Here is a 14,487-nt window from a genome sequence, read left to right as displayed (position 1 = left end):
TATGACGTCATCGGCGTGGGAGCGGCCGACCTGAGCAGGTCCGGCCCGGTGTCAGGGCAGGGTGCGGCTCAGGTGGGGCCGCCGGTGCGGGCGGTGCCGGCGGAGCCGGCGACCTTGACCACCCGCTCGGCGATCGCGGTGAGCCGGACGAGGTCGTCGGGGTCCAGCTGGTCGAGCAGGACCCTCCGGACCGTCGCCACGTGCCCGGGCGCGGCGGCGGTGATCATCGCGCGTCCCTGCTCGGTGAGCCTGACCATCGTGCCGCGCCCGTCGGTGCGGCACCCGGACCGTGCGACGAGCCCGCGCTGCTCCATCCGCCGCAGGTGGTGGGCGATCCGGCTGCGGTCCCAGCCGATGCCCGCGGCCAGGTCCCGCACGCGCAGCACCTGCCCGTCGCTCTCGGACAGCGGCGCGAGCACGTCGTAGTCGGCGGCCGACAGGCCCGCCTCGGCGAGCTGCCCGTCGATCGCCACGTCGAGCGTCCGGCGCATCCGCAGGAACGCCAGCCACATGCGCTCCTCGTCCCGGTCCAGCCACCGCGGTTCGGTCATGCGTCACATCGTACCGATGGATGCTGACACGTCAGCAAAATCCGGCTACGGTTGTTGACACGTCAGCAATTGAACGAGGGAGAACCGTGCACACCCTGCAGATCATCATCGCCAGCACCCGCCCGGGGCGGGTCGGCCTGCCGGTCGCCGAGTGGATCCACGCCGCGGCGGTCAAGCACGGCGGCTTCGAGCAGGTGGAGCTCGTCGACCTCGCCGAGCGGAACCTGCCGCTCATGGACGAGCCCAACCACCCGCGGCTGCGCCGCTACGAGCACCAGCACACCCTCGACTGGAGCGCGACCGTCGACCGGGCCGACGCCTTCGTGATCGTCATGCCCGAGTACAACCACGGCTACACCGCACCGCTGAAGAACGCCCTCGACTACCTCTCCCAGGAGTGGGCCCACAAGCCTGTCGGCCTGGTCAGCTACGGCGGCGTCGCGGCCGGCGCCCGCGCCGTGCAGTCGCTGAAGCCGGTGCTGACCGTCCTGAAGATGATGCCGATCCCCGAGGGCGTGCACATCCCGTTCGTCGCCCAGTTCGTGGACGAGGACGGCACGCTGCGCCCCAATGAGACCATGGAGGCCGGCGCCGTCACGATGCTCGACGAGCTGGTCCGCTGGACCGGGGCCCTGGCCCCGCTGCGCGCCCCCGCGGCCGGGTGACCGCCGTCGTCGGCCGCTGATACCGTCGCGGGGCGCCGGGGCTCCGGCCGCCGACCGCTGGGAGTGTGCCCGTGCGCGATCCGCTCGGCCCGCCGTTCGCCGTCCGTGACGGGTGCTGGGGCGACGCTCAGGACGGGCTGTTCGGTGCCGTCGCCCACGGCCGCCCCGTGCTCGTGCGGGTGGGCAGGGACCGTGACCGCCAGATCACGGTGTACGACGCGGCGACCGGCGTGACGATCGGGGCGGCGGGAGTCGGCAAGTGGCACGCCATGGGCGGCTTCATCACGTCGCATCTCAGTACGGACCACGTCGGGCCGGTGCTGGTGACCGCCCTCGACGGTGAGGTCGTCCGGCAGTGGCGGCTGCCGCACCCGGCGCCGGCGGCGCCCGAACTCCGGCTGGCCCGGCCCGGCGACGTGAAGGCACCGTGGGTCTGTGCGGTGACGTCGTACGTCCACGACGGCCGCATGGTCCTCGTGCTCGGCGACTCCGACGGGGTGGTCCGGCGGTTCGACGCGGCCTCCGGCGCCGAGGTCGCCCCGCCGCTGGTGCACGACGACCGCATCCACCGGATCGCCGCCTACACCGTCGACGGCCGGCCCCACCTCGCGTGCGGCGAGGACACCGGCCGCCTGTGGCGCTGGGACGCCGTCACCGGCGTGCCGGTGGGCCCGCCGGTGTCCGCGCACCTGGAGCTGTACTTCGCGATCGTGCCGTTCGAGATCGGCGGGCGCACCCTGCTCGCGACCTCCAGCGCCGACCAGTCGATCCGGCGCGTGGACCCGGTGAGCGGCGACCTGGTCGGCGACTTCCGGGCCTTCGAGGAGGGCGCCGCCGTGTGCCTGGCGCCCGGCCCGGTCCTGGCCGTGGTCGAGGGCGGCAACCTGTGGCGCTTCGACCTCGCCACCTTCGAGCCGGTCGCCGCCCCGGTGCGCTTCGGCGACGAGTGCCTCGAGGCGGTCTGCGCGCTCGACGTGGACGGCCGCGCCGCGCTGTTCGTGGCCGGCGAGAAGACGATCCGCCGCTTCGACGCGACCACGGGCGAGCCGTGGCCCACGGGCCCGGCGGCCTGACCGGCTCCGACGCGGCGGCTCCGGCGCGGCGGTGGCGGTGGCGGTGGCGGCGGTCAGACGCTCGTCAGGGTCGGCTCCGGCTCGGCGAGCTTCGGCTCGGCGAGCTTCGGTGCGGTCTCGGCCGGCATGAGGATCCACAGGATCGGGTAGGCGAGGATCTGCGTGCCGGGAATCGCCAGCAGGATCAGCGCGAACAGCAGCCGCGCCGGCCACGGGTCGATGCCGAAGCGCCGCCCCAGCCCGGCGCAGACGCCGCCAAGCACCCGCCCCTGCACCGGCCGCACCAGGTCGTGCTGGCGCATCGTGCCGTGAACGGTCTCCATCTCGTTTTTTCTCCTTCGCTCGTGTTCGACCGTTCAACTGTCGCGTCCGGGAGGGGGTCCGGGCATCGGGGAGCGCCCCGGGCCACCCCCGGATCCGGACCACCTACGGGTCGGCCGTGCGGCCAGGCGCGCGGCACGTAAGGCCTATTTCCGGCATTTAGGGCATGGTCGCCGAGCGGTCCGTGGTGTCCTCGGGGGGAGGAGGCGTCGACGGCGACGCCGGACACGGGGGAGACACCATGGGACGCATCGCCCGCAACACCATCGTGACGCTGGTCGCGGCCTGCGGGGTCGCGGCGCTCGCACCGGCCGCGCCCGCCGCGGCCGCACCGGTGCCGTTCGGCTCCGCCACCAAGATTGTGCTGGACCGGTCGGGTGGCTTCGCCGGACAGCAGGACTCGTTCGTGGTGGACCGCACGACGGTCGGCGGCCGGCCGGTGCTGCGGACGGCCGGGAGCTGGCAGTTCCGGTGGCTGCGCAACTCGTACCAGCCGCAGAACCCCTGCTGCGACCGCTACAGCTACCGGGTGACGGTGTCCTACCGCGGCGGTTACCGCAAGACGGTCAGGACCGTCCAGGGCACGAAGGCTCCACGCATCCTGTGGGACGTCATCAACGAGACGGAGCGGGTCGGCGTCCGCCCGTTCTCGCCGGCGCCCTGACAGCCGGTGCTGCCTGACGGTGGTGCGGCCGGACCGTCGCCGGCCCGGCCACACCGACCTCGCACCGTTACTGCGGCAGGATCCAGACCTGCGCGGTGGTGTTGGCGACGCAGTCGTAGATCTGCAGGGCGCTGCCGTTGGTGGTGTTGCCGTTGATCAGGTCGAGGCAGCGGCCTGAGGCGGGGTTGACGAGGGTGTTGTTGGGGCCGCGGCGCCAGGTTTGGGCCGGGGTGCCGTTGCAGGTGTAGAGCTGGACCTTGGTGCCGTTGGCGGTGCCGCCGCCGGTGATGTCGAGGCACATCGAGGTGGTGCTGTGCAGCATGCCGTCGTCGAGGAGTGCCCAGGTCTGTGCGAGGGGCACGTTGGCGGTGCAGTCCCAGATCTGGATGGGGTTGCCGTCGGCCATGGTGCCGCTTCTGTTGTCGAGGCACTTGCCGGCGTAGCCGGAGCGGACGAACCCGATGCCGGTGCCGTCGAGGGTCCAGGACTGGTTGGGGCTGGCGTTGCAGGTGAGGATCCGCAGCGAGGTCTCCGCCGGGGTGGGTGCGTCGAGGCATTTGCCGGTACCGGGGTTGACGAGGCTGTTGTTCGGTCCGGGTTGCCAGATCTGGTTTGCCGTCTGGTTGCATTCGTAGAGCCAGACCTGGCTGCCGGCGGTGGGGCCGATGCCGGCGATGTCTGCGCATTTGCCGAGGATGCGGAGGGTGCCGTCGCCGGGCATGGTCCACAGTTGGCCGCCGAGGCCGGTGTTGCACCGGTAGGTGCGGATCGGGTTGGAGTTGGTGGCGTAGCCGTTGGCGTTGTCGAGGCAGAGGCCGCCGGGCAGCCCGGACCTGACCAGGCCGGTGGTGCCAGTGGCGTTGGTGACGGCGGCGGCGAAGGTGCCGGCGCCGGTGTTGAGGTTGGCGTTGATCGAGGTGCGCCGCAGGTCGCTCCACAGGTCGGGTTTGCCGTCGCGGTTGATGTCGGCGCCGGTGACGACCGGGGTCGTGGCCGCTGGGAACCCGGTGGTGGAGTAGGTGGCGGTGGTGCTGCCGGTCGCGCCGGCGAAGACGCCGCCGGCGGTGTTGCCGGTGACGAGGTCGACCTTGCCGGTGGCGTCGGTGCGGACGAACAGCGCGGGTTCGGTGCCGTTGAGTGTCGCGGTGATGGTCTTGCCGGTCCAGCCGGTGCTGATCAGGATCGGGCTTTCGTAGGCGCCGGGCGGGAAGCCGGGCGGGTAGACGTAGAGGGCGTCGCCGACGATGACGTACAGGTCGGGCAGCGGTGAGCCGGTGATGCTGGGCAGCACCGAGGCGGCGATCTGGTCGACGACCTGGTTGCCGTCGGTGCCGTCGACCTTCGGCAGGAGCAGCTTGATCCGCTCGTTGGGGTCGAGGGTGCCGCCGTCGCCGTAGGCGGGGATGACGAGCACGTTGCCGTCGGCGTCGCTGCGGGGCAGTTTGACGAGGAGGTCCTGGGCGCCGTCGCCGGTGAGATCGAGGGCGCCGACGGTGCTGCCTGCCCAGTCGGTGACGGTGCCGGTGCTGCCGGCGCCGCCGGTGCCTTCGCCGCCGACCTGGACCGGTGCCGCGAGGTGGCCGGCGTTGTCGGTGCCGGCGTACAGCCAGGCGCCGGGCAGGGCGGTGGTGCCGACGGAGACGACGTCCGGTTTGCCGTCGCCGGTGTAGTCGCCGAACACGGCGGGCTGGGCCGGTGCGTCGGTGGTGAACCGGTAGGCGGTGACCGGGCTCGGGTTGCCGGCGCCGTTGATGGCGTACACGTACAGGATGTTGGGTCCGAACCGGCGTGGGGTGAGGGTCACCGGGGTCCGGACCCCGGCGACGGAGGCGGCGGGTGTCACCGCGCCGCCGCGGAACGGGCCGTAGCCGCCGGGGATGACGGCCGGTGGCTCGACGTTGAGGCTGTAGACGTAGCTGATCGCCGGGTCGGATCCGGACCATGAGAGCTGGAACGTGCCGGCGGTGCCCACGGCCGCGCCGGTGGTGTCGGCGGGGAACGCGACGGAGGTGACCTGCGGCGCCGACGGCGTGTTCTGGTTGACGCTGAACCAGCAGGTCGGCGTGACCGGTCCGAGGTCGTGGCCGTCGCTGGCGCGGACGTTCCACGAGTAGACGTGGCCGTGCGTGAAGCTGCTGGCCGGGATGGTGACCGACGCCGTCTGGTTGTTGCTGACCGTCACGACCGGGGTGCCGACCATGGTGCCGGCGGTGCTGTCGGCGATGTTGAACCCGGCGTCGAGCAGGCCCTGCGCGCCGTCGGGGTCGCTGACCGTCGCGGAGAACGTGACGTCGGTGTTGCCGATCTGGCCGCCACCGCCGCACGGCACGGACGGGCTGCTGCCGTAGTTGGTCGGGGTGTTGGGCACGGCGTTGTACTCGATGGCGATCGTCGGGTTGTTCTGGAACTTGCGCCACGCGTCGCGGTTGGTCTCGGTGGAGTTGAACAGGCCGAGGGTGGTGGCCGACCAGTGCCCGGCGGCGGCGGAGACGATCTCGCTCTTGACGTCGAAGTCGTGCTGCATCGGGTTGGGGCTGCCGTCGCTGCGCCAGTTGCCGGGCAGGTTCGCGCTGGCGACGAGGCCGCCCTTGCACGGCTGGTTGTCCCAGCTGGTCTGGTTGCTGATCCCGCACATGTGGTAGACGCCGAAGCTGTACACGTTGTTCGTCGCGGACCACACCGACTTCAGCTGCAGCGTCGCCTTGGTGATGTTGGTGCCCCAGATGTTGGTGGGGATCCCGAACTGGAAGAACGAGCGGGCCTTGTAGTACGGGGTCTCCCAGCCGGCGTAGCCGGCGCGGGCCCAGTCGGAGCTGTTCCAGTATTTGGTGGTGCTGTAGTTGCTGTTCACGTACGTCCAGGCGTTGCGGTTCGCGGCCGCCGGGGTCGGGTTCCACGACGGGTCCACGTACAGCGGGTACGTGGTCGCCGGGTCCTGCAGCATCGCCGGGTCGGGCGCGATGACCACCGTGTTGCCGGCCTCGACGCTGACCCCGACGCGGTGCTGCCGGGCCACGGCGCCGGGCCCGCGGACGGTGGAGCGGGCCGGCTCGCCGTTGACGAACGGCAGCTCCGCCGCGGTCGATCGCAGGCCCGCCTTCGTGGCGGGGGTGGCCGAGTCCCACGCGACGGGCGCCGGAGCGGTGAACCGCACCTGCCCCGTGGCGTCGACGGCGGTGAGGTTGCCGTCGGCGCCGGCCGTGACGGTGACACCGGGCGCGACGGTCTGCAGGCGCAGCTTCTTCAGCGCCGGGTTCGCCGCGGCGGCGGCGTCGCGGATGACCAGGACGTGGGAGAAGCCGCCCTGCTCGGTGGCGGTGACCGCGAGGTCGACGCCGGGCAGGACCCCGGCGTAGGTGGCGGTCGGCCCGCTGACCGTCGGCGCGGGCAGGCTGCCCGGCCACTTCAGGCCGAGCTGCGCGCCGCTGCCGCCCATGGTCGCGAACGCGCCGCCGCCACCGCCGGAGATGACCAGCGGCGCCGCGGACGCGGCCGGGCTGTAGCTGCCGTCGGCGTTGCGGCGCAGCGACGCGTCGAGCCCGACCCAGGCGCCGTCGCGCTTGGTGCGGACCGGCTGCGCGTTCAGGTTCGTGGTGAAGGTGCCGTCCGGGTTGGCGAACGTCTGCTGCGTCGCCGACGTCGCCGACGCCACCTCGACCGGCCGGCCCGTCGCGCGGGCCCGCGCCGCGGCGTCCTCGACCGGCCGGACGGCCTGCTTCGGCACCGCCGGCGCGGCGACCGCCGGGGCGGCGGGTGTGACAAGGATCCCGATCCCGGCGCCGGCAACGGCGGCCGTGACGACGATGGACAGCCCGCTTCGAGCGCGCGCTGCGGTTAACCCTGCCCTTGGCATGGTGATTCCCCCGTTGAGATAGACACTGGTCAGCGTCGTTTGTGGCCGCCGAACACCGAGGACGGCAGCGGCCGGCACATTCTGAACACGTTCGACCGCGCAGGCTACGGGATCAGGAGGCCCAGATCCAGGGGCACATACATCTGCATACATTGTTGTAAGCTCCGCCCACGCTTCTGCGATCACACGGGGGATCCACACATGGCGACGCGCGGCACCGGCATGTCCAAAATCAGGTTCAAGACCCTTCGACCACCACGACCGGGCAGCGCCCCGGCGCGGCGGACGCTGCTCCGCGCGCTCGCGTTGACGCTGGTGACGAGCGGTTTCGTGGCCCTGCCGTCGGTGGCGGAGGCCAAGCCGGTGAAAGCGCCGGCGGAGCAGCAGTGGTCCAGCGTCCAGGGCGGCAAGGCGGCGACCCCGGCAGCGGTGCGCAAGCCGGCCGCCGCGCCGGTGTGGACCCCGCCCGCCGTGTCGTGGCCGGCCGCCGGCAGCGCCACCGTCGACCTCACCGCCGCCGACGCCCAGGCCGCGGACGCCGCCCGGACATCCCGCCAGCCGGCCGCGGTGCCCTCGACGAAGGCCGGCGCGCTGCCGGTCCGGGTGGCGCGGGGCAGCGCGGGCCCGACGAAGCTGAAGATCTCCCTCGCGGACCGGACCGCCTCGGAGCGGGCCGGGGTCAAAGGCTTCCTGCTGCAGGCGCAGCCCGCGGAGCCGGCCGCACAGGAGGGGCAGGTCCGGGTCTCGGTCGACCCCGCCCAGGTCGCGGGCCAGTACGGCGGCGACTTCGCCAACCGGCTCCGGCTGGTGACACTGCCGCCGTGTTCGCTGAGCACGCCCGAGGTCGCCGCGTGCACGGCGCAGACTGCGGTGCACACGACCCGGGACCGAGACGGCACGCTGTCCGGGCTGGTGACGATCCCGGCCGGCGGGCAGGCGCTGCGCGACGGCAAGGCCGCCTCGTCGGTCGTGTTCGCGCTGACCGCCGGGGCCAGCGGCACGTCAGGCGACTACGGCGCGACCCCGCTGAAGCCGGCCGGGTCGTGGAGCGCGGGCAACAGCTCCGGCGACTTCGGCTACACGTACCCCATCCCGCTCCCGCCGGTGCCGGGCACGCTGTCGCCGTCGGTGTCCCTGGCGTACTCGTCGCAGTCGATGGACGGCAAGCAGGTCGCGACCAACAACCAGTCGTCGCCGATCGGTGACGGGTGGAGCTACGACCCCGGATCCGTCGAGCGGACGTACCGGACCTGCTCCGACGACGACGGCTCGCCGAAGAAGACCGGCGACTCCTGCTGGGCGGGCCCGATCGTGCACGTGGCGTTCGGCGCCGGCTCCGGCGACCTGATCTACGACACCAGCGTCCCGACGCACTGGAAGCTGTCCACCGACGACGGCGCCCGGGTCGAGCTGCTGACGGGCGCGGACAACGGCGACAACGACGGCGAGTACTGGAAGATCACCACCAAGGACGGCACCCAGTACTTCTTCGGCCTCAACAAGCTGCCCGGCTGGGCGAGCGGCAAGGACGCCACGAACTCCGCGTGGACGCAGCGGGTGTACGCGCCGCGCTCGGCCGACCCCTGCTACAAGTCCTCCGGCTTCGACGCGTCGTACTGCGACCAGGCGTACAAGTGGAACCTCGACTACGTCGTGGACACCCACCACAACGCCTACGCGTACTACTACAAGACCGAGCAGAACTACTACGGCCCGAACGGGTCCACGACCGGCGTGCCCTACGTCCGTGGCGGCTACGTCGACCACATTGACTACGGCCTGCGCGACCCCGACCCGTACGCGACCAGCGCACCGGCCCGCGTCAAGTTCGACAACACCGAGCGGTGCATCGAGTCGGACACGGTCTGCGCACCCGCCAACATCGTCAACGCCAAGACGAAGTGGCCCGACACCCCGTACGACCTCAACTGCGACGCCGGCAAGGCCTGCAACAACCACTCGGTGTCGTTCTGGACGCGGATCCGCACCAAGGGGATCGCCACGCAGATCTGGAACGGTTCCGCCTACACCTCCGTCGACTCGTTCGCGCTGCAGCACAGCTTCCCGTCGCCGGAGGACGGCACGACCCCCGGACTCTGGCTGGAGTCGATCAAGCGCACCGGCGGCACGGGCACCGGCGCGATCACGCTGCCGGCGACGACGTTCGAGTTCACCAGGCTGGCGAACCGCGCCGACGGCATCGACGGCGCGCCGGCGATGAACCACCACCGCATCTCCACCATCACCACCGAGACCGGCGAAGTCATCGGGATCGGCTACAAGACCGAGTGCACCGCACCGGTGACGATCGTGCCCAGCCAGAACACCAGCCTCTGCTACCCGGTGTACTGGACCCCGGAGGGTGCCTCCAACCCGACCCTCGACTGGTTCCACAAGTACGTGGTCACCGAGGTGTCCGACCAGGACCCCACGGGCAAGAGCCCCGTGCAGACCAGCACGTACGAGTACCTCGACGGCGGCGCCTGGCATCTGGACGACAACGAGCTGACCAAGGCGAAGCACCGTACGTACGGGCAGTGGCGCGGCTACGGCCGGGTCCGCACCCGCACCGGCTCGGGCCTCGAGGCCAGGACGCTGTCGGAGACCCGCTACTACCGCGGCATGGACGGCGACAAGCTGCCCGACGGCACCCGCCGCACCGCGACGGTCGCCCTGTCGACCGACGTCACGGTCGCCGGCGCCGCGCAGTCGGTCCCGGACACTGCTGAGCTGTCCGGGCAGGCCCGCCAGACCATCCAGTACACGAGCGACGGCGGCCCGGTCGAGTCGGCCTCGGTCACGGACTACTGGGTCAGCCCGGTGCTGGCCCACCGTGCCCGCACCGGCCTCGACGACCTGGCCTCGCACATGACCCGGGCGGTCACGACCCGCAACACCAACGCGATCACCTCCAGCACGCCGACGAAGTGGCTGACGACGCGCACCGACACGACCTACGACACCACCACCGGCCTGCCCACCGTCCAGTACGACTACGGTGACGTCACCGACCCGTCGCTGGCCACCTGTACCACGACGACCTACGCGCCGGCCAACACCGCGGCGAACATCGTCGGGCTGGTCGCCGCCGTCGAGACCGACGCGGTGCCCTGCGGTGGGTCCGGCGTCAACGGCCTGACCGCGCCCACCAGCGTGAGCCGTCCCGCGCAGGTGATCTCCCGGTCCCGGACGTTCTACGACACCGACACCTTCGACACCACCTGGCCGCAGGCGGCGCCGACCGTCGGCAACGTGAGCGTCACCCAGGTGGCCTTCGACTACCGCAACGGCGCCTTCGACTACCTCACGAAGACCCGGGTCACCTACGACCAGTACGGGCGGACCGTGCGGGCCACCGACGCCAACGACACCACCGGCACGACCGCCTACACGCTGACCAACGGCCTCACCACGAAGGTCGTGGCGACCAACGCGGTCGGCCAGTCGACCACCACGGTCTTCGACCCGTCGCGCGGGCTGGCCACCGCCAGCACCGACCTCAACAACCTGACGACGACCGTCGCCTACGACGCGCTGGGCCGCGCGACCGGCGTCTGGCGGCCGGGCCGGGCGCTCAACCAGGGCGCCAACCTCAAGTTCACGTACCAGATCTCGCAGACCGTCCCGTCGGCGATCAGCACCTCCTCGCTCAACGACGACGGCACCTACCGCACGACGATCGCGCTCTACGACGCGCTCACCCGGCCGCGGCAGACCCAGTCGCCGACCCCGGTCGGCGGGCGCATCGTCAGCGACACCTTCTACGACGGGCACGGCTGGGTCGTCAAGACCAACAACGCCTACTACGACGCCACCAGCCTGCCCAGCACGACCATGCTCGACATGACGGGCAAGGACAACCAGATCCCGGACCAGCAGCAGGTGTTCTACGACGGCACCGGCCGCAAGATCCGGGAGGTGGCCTTCTCCAAGGGCGTCCAGAAGCACGAGGCGAAGACGGTCTACGGCGGCGACCGGACCACGGTCCTCCCGCCGGAGGGCGGCACCCCGACGACGCAGATCCTCGACAGCGCCGGCCGGCCGATCGAGCTGGACTCCTACACGACGATGCCGACCGTCAACGGCTCGGTGGTGACCGGCGGCAACCCGGTGAAGATCACGTACGGCTACGACGCGCGGCACAACATGAACCGCACGACCGACGACAAGGGCAACAGCTGGACCAGCACGTACGACCTGCTCGGCCAGGTCATCGGCACCACCGACCCGGACGCCGGCGGCACCACGTCGACCTACGACAACAACGGCAACCTGCTCTCCTCCACCAACCACCTGCAGGAGAAGACCAGCTACAAGTACGACGACCTGGGTCGCAAGGTCGCCCAGTACGACGGCGACACCACGACGCCGCCGGTGGCGACCTGGACCTACGACTCGACCACCATCAGCAACGGCATCGGTGAGCTCGCCTCCTCCAGCAGCTTCGTCAACGGCTACGAGTACAAGACGGAGGCGACCGGCTTCAACAGCTGGGGCGGCGTGCTGGGCACGACCGTCACCATCCCTGCCGCGCCCGGCAACGGCGCGCTCGCCAACACGTACACGTTCACCAACACGTACAGCACCACGAACGGCCTGCTGCAGAAGACGGCCTACCCGAACGCCGGCGGCCTGCCCGCGGAGACGGTGAACCGCACCTACACGGCGATGGATCTCCCCTCCGGCGTGGGCAGCTCGCTCGGCGACTACGTCGACAACACGAAGTACAACCCGTTCAGCGGGGTTTCGCAGACCAAGTTCGGCTTCGGCACGACGAACGTGGCCTGGCGGACCCATGTCTACGACGAGTTCACCCACAACATCGTGAACTCCTACGTCGACCGCACCGGCACCGGCACGACCCGCATGGACGACGTCGTCTACCGGTACAACGCCGGGGGTCAGATCGTCTCCGCCACGAACGCGCGCAACAACAACGCGACCAGCGAGACGCAGTGCTTCCGCTACGACCTGCTGGGCCGGCTCACCACCGCGTGGACCGCGACCGACCTCTGCGCCGCGGACGTGTCCGTCACCGGCAGCAACACCACCGTCGGCGGGATCGACCCGTACTGGACGAGCTGGACGTACAACACCCTCGGCGACCAGACCGGAGAGGTCAGGCACGCCGTCCCGGGCGTCACCGGCGGCGACACCAAGGTCGACTACGCCTACCCGACCAACGGCAGCCAGCCGCACACCCTGCAGTCGGCCACCACGACCAGCGCGACGGTGACCAAGGCCAGCACGTTCACGTACGACACGATGGGCCGCACCATCACCCGGGTGACCCCGGAGCGGGACACCCAGACGTTCACCTGGGACCGGCACGACAAGTTGCTGGCGGTCAAGACCGGCAGCGTGTTCAACGCCGGTTACGTGTACGACCCGGACGGCGGCCTGCTGATCCAGCGGAACCCGAGCGCGAACACCACCACGCTCTTCCTGCCCGGGCAGGAGCTGACGCTGCACACGGACACCAACGTGGTGACCGGGCGGCGCTACTACTCCGCGCCCGACGGCGCGCAGTGCGTGCGGACCGGCACCACCGCCACCGCCTACAGCTACCTGTTCTCCGACAGTGTCGGCACGGCCACCCTGAGCCTGGACCGCAACGGCGCCAACCCGACCTGGCGGGCGGTCACACCATTCGGTGCGCCGCGCGGTGCCCAGCCGGCGAACTGGCCGGACACCCACGGCTACCTGGGCAAGTCGACGGACGCCACCACCGGGCTCACCATCCTCGGTGCCAGGCACTACGACCCCGTCATCGGCCGGTTCATCTCCGTCGACCCGCTGCTGAGCACCGAGGACCCGAACCAGCTGGGCGGGTACTCGTATGCCGGCAACGACCCGATCAACTCGTCGGACCCCTCGGGTCTGCAGGGCTCGGCGAGCTGTGCCCCCGGCTACGTCGGCGGCCCGGGCGGCTGCACCGGCACCGAGAACGACAGCGGCTCCTCCGGCGACTACTGCTGGTCGGCCACGACCCGCTGTGACATGCCCGGGTGGAGCCCGCCGCCGCCGAAGGCATCGCCGCCGAGCAAGAAGAAGAAGAAAAAGAACTGCGGCTTCCTGTGCAGCGCGTGGGACGCCAGCGCGGACTGGGCCATGAACCACGCCGAGCTGGTCGGTGCGGTCGCGGGCATCGCCGCCGGCATCGCGGTCGGCGCGATCTGCACCGGCGCCACGTTCGGTGCCGGGGCGGTGGGGTGTGCCGCCATCGCGGGTGCGGTCGGCGGCGCGGTCTCCGGCGCGGTCACCCACGGCCTCGACGTCGCGGCCGGCCGGGCCGACGGCAGCAGCATGATGGGCTGGGTCGGCGCGGTCGGGGTCGGGGCGGTGGTCGGCGCCGTCGCGGGTGCCGTCGGCGCGGTCGCCGGTGCCGCGGCCCTGGGCGGCGCGGTCGCCTGGGCCTCCGGGCAGGGCTTGAAGGCGGCCGGGCAGGCGGCGATCGCGGCCGGCCGCACAGCGATCACCGGCGCGGCCCGCGGTGCGGCCGCGGCCGAGGGTGCCGCCGCCGGCTCGGAGGAAGGCGCCGCGGCGAACACCGCCCGCCGGGCCGCGACCAGCTGCCGGGCCTGCCCGTGCAACAGCTTCTCCCCGGACACCCCCGTCCTCATGGCCGACGGCACCGTCAAGGCGATCAAGGACGTCGACCTCGGCGACTGGGTGCTCGCCACCGACCCGGTCACCGGCAAGACGGAGCCACGCCTCGTCACGGCGCTGCACGACAACCTCGACCACGACCTGGTGGACGTCTTCGTCCGCGACGCCGCCGGCACCGAGCAGGTCGTCCGCACTACCGCGAACCACGCCTTCTGGAGCGTCAGCGCCGGGGCCTGGATCCCGGCGGGCAAGCTGCTGCCCGACGAGCTCGTCCGCACCGCCGACGGCGGCACCGTCCCCGTCCTCGGCGTGGACACCCGCCCGGGCAGCGAGCACATGCTCAACCTGACGGTCGCCGACGCCCACACGTACTACGTGACCGCCGGCACCTCCACCGTCCTGGTCCACAACAGCGGCATCCCAGGCTGGGCCCGCGACGCGATCAGGGCCATCACGGGCGGCAACGGCTCGCCGAACAATCACAAAGGCACGCAGAACCAGAAGCTTTGGACCGGTACAGTTGCCGATGAGCACGGCAATCTCCCATCCGACGCATACAAGCGGAAATGGGGTGCGGCGCCCATCCGTAAGCCGGGGTTCCAGGGCAGTCCGGAGTGGAACGTGCCCGGGCGTGGCCCGAGCTTCAAGATTCTCGGCCCGAACGCTGACGGCGACTACGGTTACACCAGCAACCACTACAAAAAGATCACCGACGTGCCGAAAGGCATCTGCTGACACGTTGTCGGCGCCC

At 71.3% G+C, this 14,487-nt stretch carries 7 protein-coding genes; 4 read left to right on the top strand and 3 right to left on the bottom strand.

The window, feature by feature from the left end; translation table 11 throughout:
- Window positions 1-68: 68 nt before the first annotated feature.
- Window positions 69-551: a MarR family winged helix-turn-helix transcriptional regulator gene (locus ABD332_RS28800; protein ID WP_344505388.1), complete on the bottom strand. Its 483-nt coding sequence runs from the start codon at window positions 549-551 to the stop codon at window positions 69-71.
- 86 nt (window positions 552-637) lie between these two features.
- Between ABD332_RS28800 and ABD332_RS28795 the strand changes: the two genes are divergently transcribed.
- Window positions 638-1,216 carry an NADPH-dependent FMN reductase gene (locus ABD332_RS28795; RefSeq protein WP_344505387.1) on the top strand — a complete coding sequence of 193 codons (579 nt, stop codon included), beginning with the start codon at window positions 638-640 and terminating at the stop codon, window positions 1,214-1,216.
- A gap of 71 nt (window positions 1,217-1,287) precedes the next feature.
- Window positions 1,288-2,289, top strand: coding sequence for a WD40 repeat domain-containing protein (locus tag ABD332_RS28790; RefSeq protein WP_344505386.1), 1,002 nt, complete (start codon window positions 1,288-1,290; stop codon window positions 2,287-2,289).
- 53 nt (window positions 2,290-2,342) lie between these two features.
- Here ABD332_RS28790 and ABD332_RS28785 read toward each other — a convergent pair whose 3' ends face one another.
- On the bottom strand, window positions 2,343-2,612 hold the full coding sequence (locus ABD332_RS28785; protein ID WP_344505385.1) for a PspC domain-containing protein: 270 nt from the start codon (window positions 2,610-2,612) through the stop codon (window positions 2,343-2,345).
- Between the two features lie 239 nt (window positions 2,613-2,851).
- On the opposite strand from ABD332_RS28785, the gene ABD332_RS28780 reads away from it, so the two are divergent.
- A complete protein-coding gene (locus ABD332_RS28780) occupies window positions 2,852-3,274 on the top strand; it encodes a hypothetical protein (RefSeq protein WP_344505384.1) in 423 nt (140 codons plus the stop codon).
- A gap of 67 nt (window positions 3,275-3,341) precedes the next feature.
- Here ABD332_RS28780 and ABD332_RS28775 read toward each other — a convergent pair whose 3' ends face one another.
- A complete protein-coding gene (locus tag ABD332_RS28775; protein ID WP_344505383.1) occupies window positions 3,342-7,127 on the bottom strand; it encodes a ricin-type beta-trefoil lectin domain protein in 3,786 nt (1,261 codons plus the stop codon).
- 201 nt (window positions 7,128-7,328) lie between these two features.
- Between ABD332_RS28775 and ABD332_RS28770 the strand changes: the two genes are divergently transcribed.
- A complete protein-coding gene (locus tag ABD332_RS28770) occupies window positions 7,329-14,471 on the top strand; it encodes a polymorphic toxin-type HINT domain-containing protein (protein ID WP_344505382.1) in 7,143 nt (2,380 codons plus the stop codon).
- The last annotated feature ends 16 nt before the right edge of the window (window positions 14,472-14,487 follow it).

The sequence above is a fragment of the Dactylosporangium maewongense genome (assembly GCF_039531485.1).
GTDB lineage: Bacteria > Actinomycetota > Actinomycetes > Mycobacteriales > Micromonosporaceae > Dactylosporangium > Dactylosporangium maewongense.
The sequence above is the reverse complement of the archived record's forward strand: the minus strand, read 5'-3'. Positions and strand labels throughout refer to the sequence as shown.